16 protein-coding genes are annotated in these 20,095 nt (G+C 47.2%); 12 read left to right on the top strand and 4 right to left on the bottom strand.

Annotated features, from left to right (window positions below):
• Nucleotides 1–225: 225 nt before the first annotated feature.
• From QTP81_RS17175 to QTP81_RS17155, 5 genes are all read left to right on the top strand, one after another.
• On the top strand, nt 226–624 hold the full coding sequence (locus tag QTP81_RS17175) for a type 2 periplasmic-binding domain-containing protein (RefSeq protein ID WP_289367285.1): 399 nt from the start codon (nt 226–228) through the stop codon (nt 622–624).
• A 58-nt stretch (nt 625–682) separates the two neighbouring features.
• Nucleotides 683–1,900, top strand: coding sequence for a hypothetical protein (locus tag QTP81_RS17170; RefSeq protein ID WP_289367283.1), 1,218 nt, complete (start codon nt 683–685; stop codon nt 1,898–1,900).
• 75 nt (nt 1,901–1,975) lie between these two features.
• Nucleotides 1,976–3,499, top strand: coding sequence for a diguanylate cyclase domain-containing protein (locus tag QTP81_RS17165; protein ID WP_289367281.1), 1,524 nt, complete (start codon nt 1,976–1,978; stop codon nt 3,497–3,499).
• A gap of 62 nt (nt 3,500–3,561) precedes the next feature.
• A complete protein-coding gene (locus QTP81_RS17160) occupies nt 3,562–4,614 on the top strand; it encodes an aldo/keto reductase (RefSeq protein ID WP_289367278.1) in 1,053 nt (350 codons plus the stop codon).
• A 223-nt stretch (nt 4,615–4,837) separates the two neighbouring features.
• Entirely contained in the window at nt 4,838–5,962 is a 1,125-nt protein-coding gene (locus QTP81_RS17155) for a Na/Pi symporter (protein ID WP_289367286.1), read from the top strand.
• 45 nt (nt 5,963–6,007) lie between these two features.
• Here QTP81_RS17155 and QTP81_RS17150 read toward each other — a convergent pair whose 3' ends face one another.
• Complete coding sequence (locus QTP81_RS17150) at nt 6,008–7,171, bottom strand: DcaP family trimeric outer membrane transporter (RefSeq protein ID WP_289367277.1); 1,164 nt, start codon at nt 7,169–7,171, stop codon at nt 6,008–6,010.
• A gap of 309 nt (nt 7,172–7,480) precedes the next feature.
• On the opposite strand from QTP81_RS17150, the gene acs reads away from it, so the two are divergent.
• The 3 genes from acs (at nt 7,481) to QTP81_RS17135 (ending at nt 10,969) form a co-directional block, all read left to right on the top strand.
• Nucleotides 7,481–9,421: an acetate--CoA ligase gene (gene acs / locus QTP81_RS17145; protein ID WP_289367276.1), complete on the top strand. Its 1,941-nt coding sequence runs from the start codon at nt 7,481–7,483 to the stop codon at nt 9,419–9,421.
• A 15-nt stretch (nt 9,422–9,436) separates the two neighbouring features.
• Nucleotides 9,437–10,087 (top strand): response regulator transcription factor, encoded by a 651-nt coding sequence (locus tag QTP81_RS17140; protein WP_289367275.1) that lies wholly within the window; start codon nt 9,437–9,439, stop codon nt 10,085–10,087.
• 162 nt (nt 10,088–10,249) lie between these two features.
• A complete protein-coding gene (locus tag QTP81_RS17135; protein WP_289367274.1) occupies nt 10,250–10,969 on the top strand; it encodes a hypothetical protein in 720 nt (239 codons plus the stop codon).
• On the opposite strand, the gene QTP81_RS17130 is transcribed toward QTP81_RS17135, so the two are convergent.
• Nucleotides 10,966–14,412 carry a hybrid sensor histidine kinase/response regulator gene (locus QTP81_RS17130; RefSeq protein WP_289367271.1) on the bottom strand — a complete coding sequence of 1,149 codons (3,447 nt, stop codon included), beginning with the start codon at nt 14,410–14,412 and terminating at the stop codon, nt 10,966–10,968. The genes QTP81_RS17135 and QTP81_RS17130 overlap by 4 nt on opposite strands.
• 254 nt (nt 14,413–14,666) lie before the next feature.
• Between QTP81_RS17130 and QTP81_RS17125 the strand changes: the two genes are divergently transcribed.
• The 4 genes from QTP81_RS17125 to QTP81_RS17110 all read left to right on the top strand — a co-directional run bounded on the left by QTP81_RS17125 (nt 14,667) and on the right by QTP81_RS17110 (nt 19,302).
• Nucleotides 14,667–14,933, top strand: coding sequence for a DUF4212 domain-containing protein (locus tag QTP81_RS17125; protein ID WP_289367269.1), 267 nt, complete (start codon nt 14,667–14,669; stop codon nt 14,931–14,933).
• A 4-nt stretch (nt 14,934–14,937) separates the two neighbouring features.
• Nucleotides 14,938–16,644: a sodium:solute symporter family protein gene (locus QTP81_RS17120; protein ID WP_289367268.1), complete on the top strand. Its 1,707-nt coding sequence runs from the start codon at nt 14,938–14,940 to the stop codon at nt 16,642–16,644.
• 124 nt (nt 16,645–16,768) lie between these two features.
• Complete coding sequence (locus QTP81_RS17115) at nt 16,769–18,601, top strand: DUF294 nucleotidyltransferase-like domain-containing protein (RefSeq protein ID WP_289367267.1); 1,833 nt, start codon at nt 16,769–16,771, stop codon at nt 18,599–18,601.
• Nucleotides 18,601–19,302: a 3'-5' exonuclease gene (locus QTP81_RS17110; RefSeq protein ID WP_289367266.1), complete on the top strand. Its 702-nt coding sequence runs from the start codon at nt 18,601–18,603 to the stop codon at nt 19,300–19,302. Before QTP81_RS17115 ends, QTP81_RS17110 begins: the two co-directional genes overlap by 1 nt.
• On the opposite strand, the gene QTP81_RS17105 is transcribed toward QTP81_RS17110, so the two are convergent.
• The gene (locus QTP81_RS17105; protein WP_289367265.1) at nt 19,303–19,707 is read right to left on the bottom strand and encodes a GNAT family N-acetyltransferase; all 405 of its coding nucleotides are present in this window, start codon (nt 19,705–19,707) and stop codon (nt 19,303–19,305) included.
• Nucleotides 19,708–20,025 carry a hypothetical protein gene (locus QTP81_RS17100; protein ID WP_289367264.1) on the bottom strand — a complete coding sequence of 106 codons (318 nt, stop codon included), beginning with the start codon at nt 20,023–20,025 and terminating at the stop codon, nt 19,708–19,710.
• Nucleotides 20,026–20,095 lie beyond the last annotated feature (70 nt).

Genomic DNA, 20,095 nt, shown 5'->3' with positions numbered 1-20,095 from the left:
GTTGTATCTAAGATCCTTGACTAATAGTTAAGACATCTTAAAGAAAGGTCGCTTAGGCGGCCTTTTTTATTGCCTGTAAAAAATGGCAACGCCTCATATTTACAAGATACCATGCTATAATTATCGACTAACTTCCTCATTATGGATTTGTTGTTTTCTTTCATGATGCTTCACCTTTTCAAGCAACGGCTGCGGACTTGGTTTTTATGCCTTTGTCTAAGTGCGATGCCATTCGCTGTTGCTGCTGACGCAAGCGACAGCTTGGTGGTCGTTGTTCACGCCGGAAATGCCATTGAAGCACTGAGTAAAAAACAAGTTATTGACATTTACATGGGCCGTTACTCAAGCTTTCCCAATGGTCAACCCGCTGCCCCTATAGACTTTCCAGATGAATCTGTGGAAAAGGCATTATTTTATCAGTTATTAGTTAATCAAGACTTGCGCAAGATTCGGTCTTACTGGTCGCGCTTGCTGTTCTCTGGACGAGCCAAGCCGCCTCGTGAATTAGAGACTGCCTCGGAAATTGCGCAATATTTAGATACTGATATTAATACTCTGGCCTATGTGCCGCGCAGCCAAGTGACAACGGAGATGAAGATTGTTTATCAGTTTGACCAACAATAAATCGGCCGTGAACACTCCCTTTGCTCGTTTGTGCCGCATACTGTTCATTGTGCTGGCCATGCTAGTTCCCACAGTGGGCATCAGTGCTGAAGTTACGTTTAGCGGCTTTGCTACGCTAGGGGCAACTTATCACAGTCACGATGAGTTGCGATTTCGCAGTACACTCCTTAACAAAACACGCGACAATTTTACCCTTGCCAGTGACTCTGTCATCGGCGGTCAGCTAAATGTGCAAATTGATCCGCAGTGGGATTTTGTCACGCAAGTTGTAATTCAAGACCGAGCGGATACTGATTGGAGTAACTATTTCGAAAAAGCGTTTATTCGTTTCAAACCGCACCGGAATTGGGCGGTCCGTGCCGGACGGATGCACAGTAATGTCTACCTGTTATCCGATATACGCACTGTCGGATATGCCTATCCGTGGGCCAGGCCACCTTTGGATTTCTACTCCAGTTCGGCTGTGGCGGCCTCTACAGACGGTGTCGACATTCAATATTCGCGCGATATTTTTTCAGGCTTCGCAAAATTTAGTTTAACTGTTGGTGAGTCTCAAGCGCGTTTGAATGGCGATAGTGGTCGGCTGCGGATAGATTATGAGGATATCGTTACATTTAGTGCAGAGTACTCGAGAGGGCCGTGGCAACTTAAAGCGAGTTTATCGTCGTCTCGAAGTGACAATTTACAGTTTGATTCTTTCAATCAGTTTACCGCTGTCTTAGCTACGATCCCAACGTCACTTTGGCCAGAAATACCGCAGCTATTGGAGCAGTTCGATCCAGAAGGAGAGCGAGCCAATTTTGCCTCATTCGGTTTCAAATACGATGACCTGCGCTGGAATATTCAGGCTGAATTAGGTCGATACGGTGCTGATTGGTTGCTTTTCCCGAGCGCGCGTTTTGGCTATCTCTCAGTGGGTTACTATTTCGATGATTTATTACCCTATGTAGTGCTCTCTGGTCAAAGTCCTGAGGACGAGGCTACGTGCATAAGTGCGCCGACTTTACCCGCAGGTATTCCACAAGAGTTGGCATTCACGATTAACGCACTTGCTGAAATTGCCGATGCATCAGTCACAGGCCCTCTGATCGATCAAACAACGTTAAGTGCTGGAGTGCGATGGGATTTTGCGAATGACTGGGTGATGAAATTCCAAATTGATCACATCGATATTGATTACCCAGGCTCTGGTGCGTTCGGGAACAACAACCCTGCATTAGAAAAAACACCTCACTCTATGAATGTTGTACACTTAGGTTTAAGCACGGTTTTTTAAGCGTCTATCACTTTGCATTTAAGTCAAAAATTATACATCCGAGTTGCGCTGACAATTGCTTTAGTGGCAATCATATTGTCGTTGTTAACTGCGTCGGTGACTTATTGGTATAACCTTGACCGCCAAATCGGTTTGAACAGCGAGATGGTTGATCAGCTTGCTCGTCGAGCAGAGAAGACGTCGGCGATAGCGGCTTACTTGGAAGACGATGACTTAGGCTTAGAAATTATCAATGGCTTGGTGGCTAGTAATCTAGTGGCTGCGGCATCAATCACTAATTTTGAATATATGGCGTTGCAGGCTGGTGATTTAACCCAGGCTGGTGAAGCCATAAGGATTGATCTTATCCATCCCTTCTCCGGTGACGAAGTGATTGGCCATTTAGTGATCTTCCCCGATGATCGATATAGTCAAACTGAAGCCCGCCAAAGTGGTTTGCAAAATGCGCTAGCGTTGATGCTACTGAGTTTATTGACTACTGGCGCGGTCGCGCTATTCGTCCATCGCCGTTTGACCAGTCCAATCCAAAAACTTACCCAAGGCTTCTCCTCGGTCGATCCCAATTTGCCTGAATCAATGCAGCCTATTGATATCGGCTATCGCAAGCGCGATGAGTTGGGCGTGTTAATCAGCGGCATCAATGCCTTGATGATTGCATTAAAACAAAACTTGCAAACCGAACGTATTTTGCGCGAACGGACACAAAGGCTTGAGCAGCGGTTTAGGCTATTGTTTGAACAAGCCAGTGCCGGTATTGGCTTGATTGGTGCCGACAACCGATTGATCACCATGAATAAGGCGATGCAAAGCCTATTTGAGCAGATTCAAGAAGGTCAGCTGTTCCCAGAATTATTTAGTGATGAAGATCGCGTTACTGAGACGTTGCAGCAAATGCGGACCGTAGAAGCGTTGGGACAACTCAGTTTAGACCTAGAATATATGCATAATGATGAAAAGCGCTATGTCCATTGTTTGCTGGCTAAAGTGAGTGAACAGCGGGTTAAAAGGCGTCTTGATCAATCGACTTTAATTGAAGTCATCGCCTACGATGTTACCGACCGTATTCAACGCGAACAGCAAACACGGTTTGAAGCCGATCACGATTCTCTCACGGGCTTACGCAACCGTCGTTCTGGCGAGTTAGCACTCAAACAGTCACTTGCTCAGGTCCAGCAGAAAGGCGCTCAGTTTGTTTTGATGATGGTCGATTTAGATCGCTTTAAACCGGTTAATGATACCTATGGGCACGATGTGGGTGACGAAGTTTTGGTGACCATGGCGCAGCGTCTTAAACGCCATTTCAATACCCAATCAGATATTTGCGTACGGTGGGGGGGCGATGAATTCGTAATCGGCTTTAAACAAAGCCAGTTGGATGAAGAGGCGTTGTCTTCGCTGGCTGAGCTTATCTTGGGTGAATTGCGCACGCCCGTAAATGTGAGTCCTACGATTACTTGCCAAATTGGCGGTAGTATCGGCATTGTCCACACCGATAGCCCTACACAGGTACTCGACAATATGCTGCAATTGGCCGATGAAACCATGTACGAAGTTAAGCAAGGCGGTCGCGACGCTTTTGCAATCAAACATGCGGTTTAAGTAATCGAATCTGCCGTACTGACGTATTCTCTTTTACAATTAATGGATAAGGTACACTAAGCATGCGATTTAATCCTTTGGGAAGTAGTGGTCTAACGGTCTCTGAAATTTGTTTAGGCTCTATGACCTGGGGTATTCAAAATAATCAACACGATGCTGATCAACAAATTCAGCGGGCTATTGACACGCAGATTAATTTTATCGATACCGCCGAGATGTACCCGGTACCGCCAAATAAGGAGACGTATGGCGATACGGAACGCGTTATTGGTGATTGGTTGTCTCGCCACCCCGCGCAGCGCCAAGCATTGATCATAATGAGCAAAATAGCTGGGCCGGGAATTGGCTATATTCGCGGTGGCGAACGCATGACAGGCAAAGCGTTACCCGTGGCACTGGACGCCTCATTGGAGCGCTTGCAAACCGACTATGTCGATGTGTATCAGCTGCACTGGGCTAACCGTCCCACCGCCCATTTTGGTACCCATTGGCCGAACCAAGTCCGGCCGAGCAAAATCGATGCTGACCGCGAAAGAGACACGATGCGAGAGTTGGTCATCGCGCTTGGTGAAGAGATAAAAGCCGGTAAGATCCGTCACTGGGGGCTGTCTGATGAGACGCCTTGGGGCATTCACACCTTTTTGCAGCTGTGTAGTGAGTTAAATGTGCCGCGTCCAGTATCTATTCAAAACGAATTCAGTCTTATCCATCTTAAAGATTGGCCGTACCTGATTGAGACATGTGTTTTAGAGGATGTTGCCTACTTGCCTTGGTCGCCACTCGCGGGCGGGGCATTGTCTGGCAAGTACCTCAACGGTGAACGTCCCGCTGGTAGCCGCTGGACCATGGTGCAGCGACAAGGTTTATTCCGCGATACCGCCATGGCAAACCAAGCTATCGCTCGTTACGTCGCCTTGGCTAATGATTTTGGGATCACGCCTAGCCAATTGGCATTGGCCTGGTGCCGTCAAGTGGACGGCGTAACGTCTACTATCATTGGTGCTACTACGTTGGCACAGCTGGAAGAAAATATTGCGGCGTTTTCAATCACGCTAACGGATCAGCAGCTTGCAGAGGTTCACGAAGTATTACAACAATTTAGCCAACCCTTCTAAAACTGTGGCTTTTACCCACATAAAAAGCTGATTAAAAAGGTCGGGTTATTCGATTTTTCCTGCCAAAGTTTTGTGGCAGGATCCGCGATCTGTGCTGGCGTAATCAATTTGTCATTTACGCTAGGTACCCTATTGCGTGTATGTGTGTAGCTAAATTTTTGAGTAACTAATGACCCAGCCAGTATCTAACCCATCGATTGCGCCTGAAACAGAGGTGATTGTGATGGCACCACTATCTGGCGGTGCAAAGCTGCGGCGATGGTTATGGCTAGTATTTCTTGTCTTTGTAATGCTCACAGCAGTCAGCATCATTGGCAGTGGTTTTAAGCTTGCTACCGCTGAACACGCCCGCAGTCTCTTTGAGTTTGCATCTAATCCTGTCATGGGCCTCATCATCGGCATGGTCGGCACCGCGTTAATTCAATCTTCAAGCACGGTTACTTCCATTATTGTTGCAATGGTGGCGGGCGGATTACCCATTACCATTGCTGTACCCATGATGATGGGCGCTAATATTGGTACCAGTATTACTAACACCATTGTTAGCTTAGGGCATGTTACCAATAAGCAAGAGTTTCAGCGTGCGTTTAACGCGGCAACTATTCACGACTTCTTCAATATATTTGCGGTACTAATATTTTTACCGCTAGAGATTATGTTCGGCTTTTTAGAACACGTGAGCGGAGCAATGGTTTCGCTATTTTCGATTGGCGCAGCGGCCGACGTTGGTGGATTTAATCCCATCAAAGGCGTGACTGGACCGGTGGTTGATGCACTGAATTATGTACTTGCCGGTTTACCAGCGATTTATGCTGGCTTGATTAAGATTGTGATAGGTATTGGCTTGATCGTGGTTTCAATTACCTACATGGGCAAGATCATGAAATCCTTGATGGTCGGCCGCGCTAAGCAAATTTTGCACAGTAGCATCGGACGCGGCCCGTTAACGGGGATTGCCTCAGGTACAATAGTAACCGTATTAGTGCAGAGTTCGTCAACTACTACATCATTAATGGTGCCGTTAGTAGGTAACGGCGTGCTCAAAGCGCGTGATATTTACCCTTTCACTTTAGGTGCGAATATCGGCACCTGTATCACTGCGCTCGTTGCGGCACTCGCTATCACCGGTGCTAATGCCGCATTAGCACTGCAGATCGCGATTGTACATTTGTTGTATAACGTCAGTGCGGTTGCGGTAATTTATGGCCTAGTTTTCTTGCGCGAGTTGCCCTACAAACTCAGTTACTTATTGTCGTTGCGCGTTGCCGAGCACAAGAGTTTGGGCGTAGCCTATATCGTTGGCGTGTTTTTCTTACTGCCGCTGTCGGTTATTTTTGCGACCCGATAAAAAAGGCCAAGCAACGTGCCTGGCCTTTTACTTCAAGAAAATTGCTTAAAAAGCATATTTTGCAGAGAACTGGATACGGTTCATATCACCTTCTAAACCACCTTCTGTTTCGCGATTCGCAAAAGCAATTTCGCCACCCACGGTGATTGCTTTGGTTGGTGAATACAATAGGTTTGCGCGCGCAGAGTAGGTCTTTTGCGTCACACCCAGACCTGTAAGCGCAGTATCGTTGTCTACATCCAGTGCCGAGAAGGTAAAGTTACTGCGCATTTTTTCATTCCACACATGGCGATAAGCAATGGCGTAACCAAATGAATCGATAGCTTGCAGCTCGCCATTGGCATCAATCACAGCACCATTTGCCGTGTTAAGACCAATATAGCGACCTAAGCCCTGACCGGTGTTGAGCATAAAGCGCAGATCATCACCGTTATCTAAATTAATTTTACCGGTAACACTGATACCAATTGAGGTATCAGTTGAATCGATGTTATCGCCATTGTCATACGCGAGTTGACGCAACAAACCCGCAACTCTTAAGTAACCCCAATCGGCTTTATGCGTATAACGAGCCACTAAGTCTGGTGTTACATTGTCATCGGCAACAATACGTCCACCGCCACCAAAAGGAGTGACGGTTGTTTCTGGGTTTTCCGCTGCAAATTCCCATGCACCTGAGGTGTAACGCACAAGTGCTTGGCGGTCAAAGATCGTTCCGTCAGTCACACCGATAAAATCGAGCGTTTCTGGCAGCGCACTAACGTCCATAAACGTTGACCAGGTTTGACCAATCGTCCAGTTTTTATACTTCATAAACGCGTGACGAATACGCGGAGTCCATGAACTACTGATACGGTCGTTACCGTTTGGCGTGGCCAACATATCAAACTCAAGCACACCAGTAATCGTATCGCCCTCTTCTGTAGCGGTAGAGGTAGTAAAGCGGAAACGCGATTGACGCGCATGGATATCCATTTGCGCGCCTTCATCAAGGCCGTTCACTGGAATAAGTGCGGGCACATAGAAATCACGATTGAGGTTACCGGTTGCTAATGAACCTTCACTGTAATTTGAAACAATTGCATCAAGTTTGATATAGCCTGAAAACTTAACGTCTGTTCCGGCGAGGTTTGCCGCAGTTGCAGTACCCGATAAACCGGCACAGGTGAGTGCTACGATAGATGCTGTTTTTTTAATTGCTGCCTTCATAAGAGTGTCCACTTGCTGTATTGATTAAAGTTAAAACGATGTAAAATGTTCGTTAACATGATTCTATTGTGCGCAGTTTAGGCAAAAAAAAAATAAGCTGTTCGTCTATTAGACTAAAGTCTTACTTTCGAAATATCAGTCTGTTAGGATATTTGTCAGGAAATCTGTTTTGTCTTGTCGATGCGGCGTTACAGTCCGGTAAGACCAAAGTCTCATTTTGTAATTGTTAATAAGGGCTACAGTTAAGCCATACCCAAATCAGTAGCAACTAACTTTGCAAATTCAATTTTTAAACTTGGAGGCAACACGATGAATGCCAAAACATATCCAGTGCCAGAAGCTATTAAAGCAGATACGCTACTCACCAATGAGCAGTATCTCGAAATGTACCAACAGTCGGTCAGCGACCCAGAGGCATTTTGGGGCGAACACGCGGCAATGCTTGATTGGTTCAAAGCACCCACTAAAGTAAAAGATACATCTTTTGCGTCCGACAATTTATACATTAAATGGTTTGAAGATGGCGAACTCAATGCCAGCTACAACTGTATCGATCGGCATTTAGCAAAAAATGCTAAGAAAACAGCAATCCTTTGGGAAGGTGATTCGCCAGAAGACAGTGAGGTAATTACCTATCAACAACTGCATTATGAGGTCTGTAAGCTTGCCAACGGCCTGAAAAAACTCGGTGTTGGCAAAGGTGACCGCGTAGCACTGTATATGCCGATGGTGCCTCAAGCTGCCTATGCAATGTTGGCCTGTGCGCGCATCGGTGCAGTGCACTCAGTGATTTTTGGCGGTTTCTCACCGAATGCTATTGCTGATCGCATTAACGACAGTGACGCCAAGGTGGTGATCACCGCTGACGAAGGTCGTCGTAGTGGCAAAAGCGTACCATTAAAAGCCAATGTCGATGAAGCGTTGGCGAACGGCGCATGCCCGAGTATATCAGCTGTTTTGGTACACAAACTTACTGGCGGTGATATTGCCTGGAACGATGTCGACGTATGGTGGGATGAATTGGTGGATGATGTATCTGCACAGTGTGAACCCGAAGTGATGAACGCTGAAGATCCATTGTTTATCTTGTATACCTCCGGCTCTACGGGTCAACCAAAAGGCGTGGTACACACCACGGGTGGTTATTTACTGTATACCGCGATGACGTTTAAGTATGCGTTTGACTATAAAGACGGTGACATTTATTGGTGTACGGCCGATGTGGGCTGGATCACCGGTCACAGTTACATGGTGTATGGGCCACTCGTGAATGCTGTTACCCAAGTATTCTTTGAGGGCGTGCCGACTTATCCAGATGTGCGTCGTATCGCGCAAGTGGTAGAGAAATACAAAGTTAACCAGCTATATACTGCACCAACTGCAATTCGAGCTTTAATGGCCCATGGTGATGCACCGGTTGAAGGTTGTGATGTTTCTACCTTACGCGTTTTAGGCTCCGTCGGTGAACCGATTAATCCAGAGGCGTGGGAGTGGTATCACCGCGTATTCGGTAACAACGAGTGCCCAATCGCCGATACTTGGTGGCAAACCGAGACCGGCGGCACCATGATCCTGCCGTTACCCGGCGCAACTGAATTGAAGCCAGGTTCGGCCAGTCGCCCGTTCTTTGGTGTACAGCCAGCGCTATTCGATGCAGACGGGAATGAGCTTGAAGGCGAAGCCGAAGGTAACTTGGTGATCAAAGACAGCTGGCCTGCACAAGCCCGCACGGTTTATGGCGATCACGAGCGCTTTAAAAATACCTATTTCAGTGCGTATGAAGGCGTTTATTTCACGGGTGATGGTTGCCGTCGAGATGAAGACGGTTACTACTGGATCACTGGTCGCGTTGACGATGTACTAAATGTCTCCGGTCACCGTTTGGGTACTGCAGAGATCGAAAGTGCTCTAGTGGCGCATCACGATGTGGCAGAAGCCGCGGTGGTTGGGTATCCGCATGACATTAAAGGTCAGGGGATTTATGTATACGTAACGCCAAATGAAGGTGTTGAAGTGACCGATGAGCTAACGAAAGAGCTCAGAGCCTGGGTGCGTAAAGAGCTTAGCCCCATCGCAACACCGGACATGATCCAGTGGTCTCACGGTTTACCTAAAACGCGTTCAGGTAAAATTATGCGCCGTATCTTGCGTAAAATTGCCGCTAATGAACACCAGCAATTGGGTGATACATCAACCTTGGCGGATCCGTCCGTGGTTGATACACTCATCGCGGAGCGATTGAATAGATAATAAAAAGGAGTCGCCATGATAACGTTACTGATAGCCGATGATCACCCTTTATACCGTGATGCACTGCGCGGAGCGTTATCCTCCTCCTTAACGGATATTCATTTACTGGAAGCGGCGGATCTCGCCGCTACTGTAGAGACTCTTGAGCACAATGATGTCGATTTGTTGTTGCTCGACCTCCACATGCCAGGCAGCCAAGATTTATTTGGGCTACTGCATATCCGCAAACTCTTTCCCGATGTTCCTGTCGCGGTGGTATCCGGTACCGAAGATCCACTGATTATTTCAAAGATTGTCGGTGTCGGTGCTTTAGGCTTTATCCCCAAAACTGCCAGTAGCAGCGATATTGCCGATGCAGTGAGCGCAATCCTAGATGGCGATGTATGGTTACCCGAAGCCTTTGACGGCAAGATTGAAGAGGTCGACGAAGAGTTTTCCAAACTCGCTGATCAAGTAGCCAGCTTAACGCCTTCACAATATAAAGTGCTGTGTTATATGCGCGATGGCTTACTCAACAAACAAATCGGTTACAATTTAGATATTGCTGAAGCGACTGTAAAAGCCCACGTGACCGCTATTTTTAAAAAGCTGGGTATTAACAATCGCACACAGGCAGTATTGATTGCCTCACAACTCGAATTAGAGCCTCCTGCCGCCATTCATTAAAGCGCATCAGTAGCCCACAATGTGTAATAATTTCTGTACGAACCATTCGGTAATGTCGTGCTGAGTGCTATTTTATTTATCGATCATCAGGCGTACATTGCGCTTTTTTAAGCTATAACACGTATAGGATTTTAGTTTGTTATTTCACATGGTGGATGATTTATGAAGCAATGGATTAAGTTGCCGCTGCTAGTTTTAGGGTTGTGTGCCTTTCAAGTAATGGCCAGTAATACATCAGGTGTGCATGGTCCGACAGTCAACCCCGATGATCGGTCGGCGATGTATCGCATTGGCTTTTCTCCAGGTGAGGATGGCGGTGAGGATGCATGGGCGCATCGCTTCCATTATCAACAAGCGTTCAATGAAGATTTTCGCTGGCGCATCATCACGCAGTTTCGCGATGTTGGCGATGACTTAGAGTACGACTACTTACGTGCTGAATTGCTTTACCACTTTAAACACAAAGAAGACGGTATTTGGGATTCGGGTGTTCGTTTTGACATTCGCACGCGTAAAGGTAGCCGCCCAGAACTTTTCGCGATCAATTGGACTAACCAGTGGCAACTGACACCAGAATGGCGTTTACGCGGTATTGTGATTGGCGGTTGGAACTTCGGTGGCACGGCAGTGGGCGGAACTACGTTAGAGACTCGCGCGAGCCTGACCTATAAGATGGAAAACGGCCATCGTTTGGGGGTCGAGATGTTCAACGAGTATGGTCGTATCAGCGACATGGGCTCATTCAATGACCAAGAGCATCAAATTGGCCCGGTACTGAGCGGCAAAATTGGTGAATTTAGCTATCAATTGGGCTACTTGGCAGGTGTGTCAAATGGCGCTAATGATCACACCTACCGCTTGTGGTTTAACAAAGCCTTTTAAGCCTCTTTTTCGATCACATCAGCAGCATCAATATGGCGCGTCATTGCTTGTAGCAGGGCGCGCAGTTTTGCTGGCTTAACCGGCTTATTCATATAGTGAACGCCGTGTTGTTTGCAGGTTTCCGCCAACTCAGTGTCGCGAACCGCCGTAACCAAACACGCCGGACATACCATATCTAACTCAGTCCGCAGAGCATCAATTACCTCTAAGCCATTGTCGTTTTTGCCTAGCTGATAGTCCATCAACACGATTTGTGGTTTAAATGACTGAGCGGTTGCTAAAGCCGCTTCTCTGGTTTGCGCAACTTCTACAGTAATACTCCATCGCTCCAGCAGTGTCTTGAGGGCATCGAGGTTCTCTTGTTGGTCATCGACACACAGCACCCGTAAACCCGAGAATGACGAGCTAGCACGGGTAACTGTCTTGGACTCGTCTTGACCGGGTTCGGAGACAGGTACCCGTAACTCAAAGCAGCTGCCTTTACCAGGTGTTGAGCGCACACCTACATTACCTTTAATTTGGCCACTCAAACGACGCACTACACCGAGACCCAAACCCACACCACTCTCGGTGTGGGTATCGGCGCGATAGAAATCGCTAAAGATTAGTATTTGTTGCTCTTGGGTAACACCGATCCCAGTATCAAAAACGCGAATTTGTACTCGATTTTCCACGACTTTAATAGTTAACAGAACTTTGCCTTTTTGTGTGTACTTCACTGCATTTGATAGCAAGTTCTGTACAATTCGGTACAGATAGGTCTTATCTGCCATTGCCCAACAGGGCCGAATTTTAGTTCTAAATTCAAGACCTTTTTCTTTCGCCTTTATCGCAATCTGGTCGATGAGTGGCGTCAGGGTTGCAATCACATCCACAGGTTCTATGGTGGGCTTTAAGTCACCTTGGTCGAGGCGTGAAATATCTAACAATGTACCAATCAGCGCTTCACTCGAATTCACTGATTGGTTGAGTTTATCCACCAGTTTAGCGGCATTGTCATCCAAACTGGTTTCACGCAACGCTGATACATAGAGCTTGGCGGCATTTAAGGGTTGTAGCACATCATGGCTGGCGAGTGCCAAGAAGCGGGTCTTACTGGCATTGGCTTCTTCAGCCGCTTGGCGAGCGCGGATCAATTCTTTCTCAGCATCTGAGCGACGTTGAATTTCTAACCGCAATTCGGCATTTATCGAATGCACTTCTTCGGTCCGTTTTTTAACCCTATGCTCCAAATCGATGTTGGATTCTTCCAACGCTTGTTGGATTTCAACGTGTCCGGTGATGTCATTGAAGGTGGTTACAAATCCACCACCAGGCAGTGGGTTACCGACCATTTCAATGACGCTGCCGTCGCTGCGATGGCGGGTAAATTTATGCGGAGATCCAGAGTGTAAATGGGCCATGCGTTTTTCGACTTCGGCATCCACTTCACCAGTGCCAAACTCACCTCTCTCGGCGTTGTATCGCACGAGCGTTGATATAGGCGTGCCGACTTCAAGCATGCCTTCGGGATAGTCAAACATATCGCTATAGCGTTTGTTCCAGGCGACCAGCTTTAATTGCTTATCGATTACGCTGATGCCTTGGTCGATGTTCTCCAATGACGTGATCAAGGCCGTCATATTGAACTGCATGGCCTGGGTCGTATCATCGAAAAAGTTTATCACTTCGGTGAAATCGAGCTTCTTACCGCGGATCACACTGTCAGTTAATGCCCGTGCACTGGATGCGCCTATTACGCCACCTAACGCGCGTTCACAAAATGCCATAAAGGCTGGATTCGGTTTGTCGTTAGGCAGTACTTTAATGTTATGAGTGCGATTAAACTCATCGACGAGCTGCTCACAGCGCCCTTGTCCCATGAAGGTAGTTAACAAGGTTAATAAGTCAGCGACCTTTATATTGTTGCCATGGCTGCGCGTAACGTTGTTGCGAATGTCAGCGGGAGATACAAATGCTTCCGCTTGAATACGGTCAATGAGGCGAGCCGGGGCCATCAACGAGAACAGGATGTAACCGATGGCATTGGCTATCAGTGAAACCACAGCACCTTGGCTGAGTAATTCGTTTTGGTGCACTTGGTCAAAGTCGTTATTAATAGTGGGCAACACCAACCACAATACCCAGCAGGTTAAGCCGACTAATAAGCCTGCGTATACGCCGTGCGCGTGACCTTTTTTCCAATATACGCCGCCAACAATAGCAGGTAACAGCTGGATCACTAAAGAGAATGCAATTAAACCAATCGAAGCCAGTGAACGACTCCCGGTCATCTGTTGTTGATAAATAAAAGCCATCAATAAAATCACACCAATGACTATGCGTCGGATAAAACGAATACGCGCGCTAAAGTCGGTTTTATTTTGATGTTTATCAATCGCAAAAATACGCGGTAGTACGACGTCATTGGTCAACATGGTACTCAAAGTTAGGGTTGCAACAATGATCATCGCGGTGGCGGCAGAAAGTCCGCCAAGAAATACCAGTGCTTGCAAGATAATCGAGCCACTATCGATGGCAATACTGAGGACATAAGCATCGGGTGCCACATTGCTAGCGGCGAAAAGTTGGTTACCTGCCATCGCAATAATAGGGATTACGGCGGCCATGATGATTAAGTACAAGGGAAACAACCAACGCGCAGTTTTGATGTGATCAAGACTTAAGTTGTCGATTATAGCTACGTGAAATTGCCGCGGTAAGCAAATGATAGCGGCTGCAGCCATCAAAGTTTGTGCCCAAAAATTAAATGAACTAAAGGTACTTAAGGCCTCATCAGTCAACATAGGGGCAAGCTTTGGTTCGCCTGCAGCATTATCGATAGCCAAGTAGGCAATAAAGCCAACTAATACCAAAGCCAGTAATTTCAAACTCGATTCAAACGCAATAGCTAGCATAAGCCCGCGGCGGTACTCGGTGACATCCGCGTGTTTGGTACCAAAGAAAATTGCAAAAATCGCCATAAATAGCGTCGCAATTAAGATTAGCAGGTTGGTATCTTGATAGTCGGTGAGTTGTTGGAAGGTTTGTCCAATCGCTTTTAACTGCAGCGCAATGTAGGGAATAGTGGCCAGTAGGGCGATCACGGTGACCATCAGTGCAACCGATTGACGCTTGCCGTAGCGCGAGGAAATAAAATCAGCAATGGTGGTTATGTGTTGCTTCTTACTGACCAACACCATTTTATAGATAAACCGATAGCCAATGGCGTACACCAAGATCGGCCCGAGTAATATCGGCAGAAAAATCCAATGGTCGCGACTGGCCTGACCCACCGCACCAAAAAACGTCCAGGCGGTACAGTAAATTGCTAATGCCAATGAATAAATGGCCGGGTGAGAGGTAAGCCAGCGCGCGGTGGGTGAATTCTTATCGCCCCAACGCGCCATCCAGAACAAACCAAACAGATAAAAAATTGCCAGTAATGACCAACCAAGCGCCATGTTAATTCCTAACATATTGTTTACAAACCAGACTTTATCACAGCTTCAAGCGTTTATTGAAACCTACGACCATGGTCTCATTTCGAGTTGGCTTCGACAGGTCTAAAGTATCTATCAAGGCTCTAATCAAGCATTTTTTGTGGGTTTAGCCTGTCGCCAGTGAGTTTAGCATTGCGCATATGGCCTGCTAGAGGCACTTGGTTAGAGAAATGTAAAAAACAAAACATCCAATTAACGTGATCGAGGATTACAAAATGGCTTTTAAGAACGATGATGATAAAAGCGCATACTGGCGGGAAAACCTCGCCTTACTCGCTAAGCTACTGGTGGTCTGGTTCGTCGTGTCATTCGGCGCCGGCATTTTATTTGTTGAGCAATTGAATACTATTCAATTCTTCGGCTTCAAATTAGGTTTCTGGTTTGCACAACAGGGCTCTATTTATGTGTTTGTCGCACTGATTTTTGTCTATATGGCAAAAATGAATGCCATGGACAAAAAATACGGCGTAGACGAGGAGTAATACCATGGACGTTCAAACTCTCACATTTTTAATCGTCGGCGGTTCATTCGCGCTGTATATTGCCATTGCGATATGGGCCCGTGCGGGTTCAACCAATGATTTCTACGTTGCTGGTGGTGGTGTTCCGCCGGTAATGAACGGTATGGCGACTGCGGCAGATTGGATGTCGGCAGCGTCATTTATTTCGATGGCCGGTTTGATTTCCTTTATGGGATACGACGGCGCAGTTTACCTTATGGGGTGGACCGGTGGTTACGTATTGCTAGCGCTTTGTTTAGCACCGTACTTGCGTAAGTTTGGTAAATTTACGGTACCTGATTTCATCGGTGATCGTTATTACAGTCAAACAGCACGTACTGTAGCGGTATTCTGTGCAATCTTTGTCTGCTTCACTTATGTAGCAGGTCAGATGCGCGGTGTTGGTGTTGTATTCAGTCGCTTCTTAGAAGTTGATATCGTAACGGGTGTTATTATCGGTATGGGTATCGTGTTCTTCTACACCGTACTTGGTGGTATGAAAGGGATTACTTACACTCAGGTCGCTCAGTACTGTGTATTGATCTTCGCATACATCGTACCTGCAGTATTCATCTCTATGATGGTAACTGGTCATATCCTACCGCAAACAGGCTTTGGTGCGACCTTGGCCGACGGGTCCGGGGTGTTCCTGCTGGACAAACTCGATGGGCTGTCCACCGAACTTGGATTTAATGAATATACCTCGGGTACTAAGAGTACTATTGACGTGTTCTTCATTACTTTCGCTCTAATGGTGGGTACTGCGGGTCTACCGCACGTAATCGTACGTTTCTTCACTGTACCTAAAGTACGTGATGCGCGGAAGAGTGCTGGTTATGCGTTAGCGTTCATCGCTATCCTATACACTACTGCTCCTTCTTTAGCTGCATTTGCCCGCGTTAACATGATTGAGACTATCAACGGTCCAGATGCGATGGGTACAAGCTATGCAGAAGCGCCTACTTGGATTAAAAACTGGGAGCAAACAGGTCTTATCGGTTTTGAAGACAAAAACGGCGACGGCAAAATGTTCTACTCAGGTGACGAGCGTAACGAAATGCGTGTTGACCGTGACATCATGGTACTGGCTAACCCTGAAATTGCTAACTTACCAGCATGGGTTATCGCACTAGTAGCCGCCGGTGGTGTTGCTGCAGCCTTGTCGACATCAGCCGGACTACTGTTAGTAATCTCCACCTCCGTCTCGCATGACTTGCTGAAACGTAACTTTGCGCCAAATATCACCGATAAAGCTGAACTGTTCTATGCACGGTTAGCGGCAGCGGTGGCTATCTGTATTGCAGGTTACTTCGGTATTAATCCGCCCGGATTCGTGGCGCAGGTGGTAGCGTTTGCCTTCGGCTTAGCCGCATCCAGCTTCTTCCCTGCGATTATCATGGGTATCTTCAGCAAGCGTATGAATGACAAAGGTGCAGTATCAGGTATGCTCGCGGGTATCGCCTTCACTGCGGCTTACATCATTTACTTCAAGTTTGTGAATCCGGCTGCAAACGTACCTGAAAACTGGTGGTTCGGTATATCACCAGAAGGTATCGGTACGCTTGGTATGTTGGTTAACTTTGGTGTGGCATTCGCAGTGTTCAAGATGACTGATGAAGCGCCGGAAGAAATCCAACAATTAGTTGAAAGTATCCGCTTCCCTAAAGGAGCAGGTGAAGCTTCTGCTCACTAATCATTGATTAGGGAGTTCCGTGGAGGTCCGGATTTATTCGGACCTTTTTTTGATCCAGCGCAGCGACGTTGGGGATCTGCTGAGTGACAATCAAAACTCAGCAGCAAAGAGACAAGGGGCTACTATGACCGCTATACCTCAGCAGGTATTTGATTTTTTGCACAGCTCGGCACCTTTTGATCAGCTGTGTGACAATGATTTAAGTCCGTTGGCAAAAACTGCAAATTTGGTTTATATCGCCCCAAACAACGCCAAGGAGTTACTGGCAGCGAATAAAGGTTGCTTGTATCTCATACAAAGCGGCCAATTTTCGGTTAAAGATTCTGACGGGCCGGAGCGTCACCTAAGCGACGGTGATTATTTTGGCATCAACAGCATCATCGATGGTGTCGATTACGCGATTGATATTACGGTCGATAGTGCAGGTTTAGTGTTTTGTTTAGCTCGAGACGCCGTATTAAACGCGATGGAAAATCCTAAAATCGCGGCTTTTTTCAACAGCGCTAAAACCGATGCATTGCAAAACAAAGCGGTCGAAGATTCAAACTCTATGTGGCTGTATAAACCGCTATCAGAGGTGATTAGCCGTGCCCCGATCCAAGCGGATACGAGTACTAGCATTCACGCTGCGGCTAAGCTTATGGCCGAAGAGAATGTATCGTCATTACTACTCACCGAGGACAATCAGCTGACGGGGATTGTCACTGACCGTGATATGCGCAATCGCGTGGTTGCAGTTGCGCGCGATCTGAATGACAGCATTGCGACAGTAATGACCGCCGAACCGGCCAAGATCACGCATAACCGCACGTTGTTTGATGCCCTGTCGGTAATGAGTGAACGCAACATACATCACTTGCCGGTGGTCGATCGCATTTCACAACAGCCAGTGGGGATGATCACCGCCAGTGACATTGTGCGTCATCAGCGCGGCAATGTGCTATTCGTAATTGGGGAATTATCCAAAGCGCAAAATCTTTACGAGCTAACTCGCGCCAGTTGGCAAATTCCGCACTATTTTTCTATCCACGCGAAACGCCCCGGCGATTTTGATATTGCTGGTAAAGTGCTGTCGCAAGCCACGGATATCATGACGCGCAAACTTATCGCATTTTTTCAACAGAAGCATGGTCATGCTCCCATGGGATACTGTTGGATTGTGTATGGCTCACAAGCTCGCGAAGACCAAACGATGGGCTCAGATCAAGACAACGCATTGTTACTTGCGCATCGACCAAATGAACAAGAAGCCGAATACTTTACACAGATGTCAGAGTATGTTTGTCAGGGGCTAAATAAATGCGGCATTAAGCTTTGTCCGGGGAATATCATGGCGTCTAATCCAGAGCTGCGGTTATCATTAGACGACGCTATCGAAGAAGCGCAGAAGTGGGTTAAACAGCCTACACCAAAAGCCATCATGCACTTTAATATCTTTCTCGATGCGCGCGCAGCAGCGGGTGATGTTGAGTTGTTCAAACGCTTACAAGAAGCGCGCGCCCCCTTGCTTAAACAAAAGATGTTCTTAGCCGCACTTGCGCGCCACGCCAATGAAGTCGATGTGCCGCTGTCGATGTTTCAAAAGTTTGTCTTTGAGAAAGGCCGAGAAATCAAAGACAGCATCGATTTGAAAGTCAATGCGGTTGCGATTATCAATAATTTAGTGCGTCTTTATGCACTTGAGAGCGGCTTGAAAATGCCGTCGACATTGGGCCGACTCGATAATCTGCCCGAAGAAAGTGGTTTATCCCAGCGCGATGCAGCAAACTTGCGCGATATTTGGTTATTTATGAATCGTTTGCGCTGGCGGCACCAGTTAACCCAGAGCGTTACTGACAATTGTGTCTCTATTAGTGAGTTGTCATCAATTGAAAAACATCAGCTCAAGGCAGCGTTTAAAGCGATTGACCGCGCCCAACAAGCGGCTGTGATGAAATTCGCGGGTGGCATGGGCTAATGGGATTTTTAAACCAACTGTGGCGACGCTTAAGCGGCCACTCTGGCATCCCTATTCCACAAGCAATTGGCGCTATACAGCTGCGCGATATACCAATCTTGGCGATCGATCTTGAACTTACATCACTTGATCCTCAGACCGCCAAAGTGCTCTCGATAGGGTGGGTTAGTGGCAAAGGCAACACCGTCGACTTATCCAGTTGTTATTATCAGGTGATTCGGGCTAAAGGTGACTTGGCGCAAAGCCCTGTGATCCATGGGTTAACTGACGAAGAGGTCCGGCAAGGTACGCACGTGCAACAATCGGTTGAAGCGATGCAAACCTACATTGGCTCGCACATTTGGCTGTTTCACAACACCTCGTTGGATATTGGTGTGCTCAATCAAGTGGCGACTAACTTAGGCATATATGTGCCGGCAATCGTTACTTTAGATACGCTCAAGCTGGCGGTTTATGAGCTTAAGAAACAGCAACAAGTGTTACCACCGAATAGCGCAACCTTAAGTGTATGTCGAGACCGATTAAACTTACCGGCAGCGCCCGCGCACAATGCTTTAGATGATGCATTGGCAACTTTAACCTTGTGGTTTGCGCAGCAACAGAAACTCGACCCTCACGGTAAGTTACATGTTAAAGACTTACAGCACACCGGGGCGATAGAGGTTATTTCGCTGGGTAAGCCACCGCAGAATGCAACGTGATTAGGGCGTGGTGACCCAGCAGCGGTCATTGTGCTCAAAACCCAGCTTACGGTAGTACTCATTCGCCTTTGGTGCAGCAATGAGAATCAATTTACAGGTGGGTTGAAGCTGCTTGAGTGTCAGTGCAATCAGTTGCTTGCCAATACCTTGCTGCTGCGCGTGTTCAGATACAGCCAGATCAGACAAGTAACAAGCATAGTAGTTATCGCTGACACTTCTAGCAATTCCCACCAAGGTTGCGCCCTGCCAGGCTGAAATTATTAGATTGGCGTTGGCTAACATGCCTTGCAAACACACACTGTCTTCCACCGGGCGGCGCTCACCGAGCGTACTGGCATTTAGCACATCGTGAAATTGGTCGACGCTGACAGGTGCATTAACCCGGTACTCAATGGTCTTGGCCATTTATTCTACCTGCTGGCGCTTGTGCAGCGCTTTATTGAGCAACTTGGCGCGTAGTTCACTGGCAATGACGCGAGAGACCAGTAAACCAAATATCGCGGCGATCACTAAGGTCCAGCTTTCACCACCAAAAAACAGGTACATCATGGCAACCAGCGCACCAACTACAATGGCAGGGATTGCAATACTAATCAGTGGTAATACCGGTAAGGCACTATCTTGCTTTATTGCTTCGATCGCCGCTTCAATTTCTTTGAATTGTTGTTCGCGCGGCAGATGAGCGATACAGGCAAACTCATCGATGTAGGCTTTCGGATCCAATGTAAGGTCTCAAACTCTCGGGTTCAGCATGTCAGAAGCATAACCAATCCATGATGTGAGTACAAAGACT

The sequence above is a fragment of the Neoalteromonas arenosi genome, assembly GCF_030362855.1.
GTDB lineage: Bacteria > Pseudomonadota > Gammaproteobacteria > Enterobacterales > Alteromonadaceae > Alteromonas_E > Alteromonas_E arenosi.
The sequence above is the reverse complement of the archived record's forward strand: the minus strand, read 5'-3'. Positions and strand labels throughout refer to the sequence as shown.

What these genes read in the sequence shown, in the direction of transcription:
- QTP81_RS17175 (WP_289367285.1), top strand. Translation starts at nt 226, where the DNA reads ATGCCATTCGCTGTTGCTGCTGACGCAAGCGACAGCTTGGTGGTCGTT.
- QTP81_RS17170 (WP_289367283.1), top strand. Translation starts at nt 683, where the DNA reads ATGCTAGTTCCCACAGTGGGCATCAGTGCTGAAGTTACGTTTAGCGGC.
- QTP81_RS17160 (WP_289367278.1), top strand. Translation starts at nt 3,562, where the DNA reads ATGCGATTTAATCCTTTGGGAAGTAGTGGTCTAACGGTCTCTGAAATT.
- QTP81_RS17155 (WP_289367286.1), top strand. Translation starts at nt 4,838, where the DNA reads ATGGCACCACTATCTGGCGGTGCAAAGCTGCGGCGATGGTTATGGCTA.
- QTP81_RS17150 (WP_289367277.1), bottom strand. Translation starts at nt 7,171, where the DNA reads ATGAAGGCAGCAATTAAAAAAACAGCATCTATCGTAGCACTCACCTGT.
- acs (WP_289367276.1), top strand. Translation starts at nt 7,481, where the DNA reads ATGAATGCCAAAACATATCCAGTGCCAGAAGCTATTAAAGCAGATACG.
- QTP81_RS17140 (WP_289367275.1), top strand. Translation starts at nt 9,437, where the DNA reads ATGATAACGTTACTGATAGCCGATGATCACCCTTTATACCGTGATGCA.
- QTP81_RS17135 (WP_289367274.1), top strand. Translation starts at nt 10,250, where the DNA reads ATGAAGCAATGGATTAAGTTGCCGCTGCTAGTTTTAGGGTTGTGTGCC.
- QTP81_RS17130 (WP_289367271.1), bottom strand. Translation starts at nt 14,412, where the DNA reads ATGGCGCTTGGTTGGTCATTACTGGCAATTTTTTATCTGTTTGGTTTG.
- QTP81_RS17125 (WP_289367269.1), top strand. Translation starts at nt 14,667, where the DNA reads ATGGCTTTTAAGAACGATGATGATAAAAGCGCATACTGGCGGGAAAAC.
- QTP81_RS17120 (WP_289367268.1), top strand. Translation starts at nt 14,938, where the DNA reads ATGGACGTTCAAACTCTCACATTTTTAATCGTCGGCGGTTCATTCGCG.
- QTP81_RS17115 (WP_289367267.1), top strand. Translation starts at nt 16,769, where the DNA reads ATGACCGCTATACCTCAGCAGGTATTTGATTTTTTGCACAGCTCGGCA.
- QTP81_RS17110 (WP_289367266.1), top strand. Translation starts at nt 18,601, where the DNA reads ATGGGATTTTTAAACCAACTGTGGCGACGCTTAAGCGGCCACTCTGGC.
- QTP81_RS17105 (WP_289367265.1), bottom strand. Translation starts at nt 19,707, where the DNA reads ATGGCCAAGACCATTGAGTACCGGGTTAATGCACCTGTCAGCGTCGAC.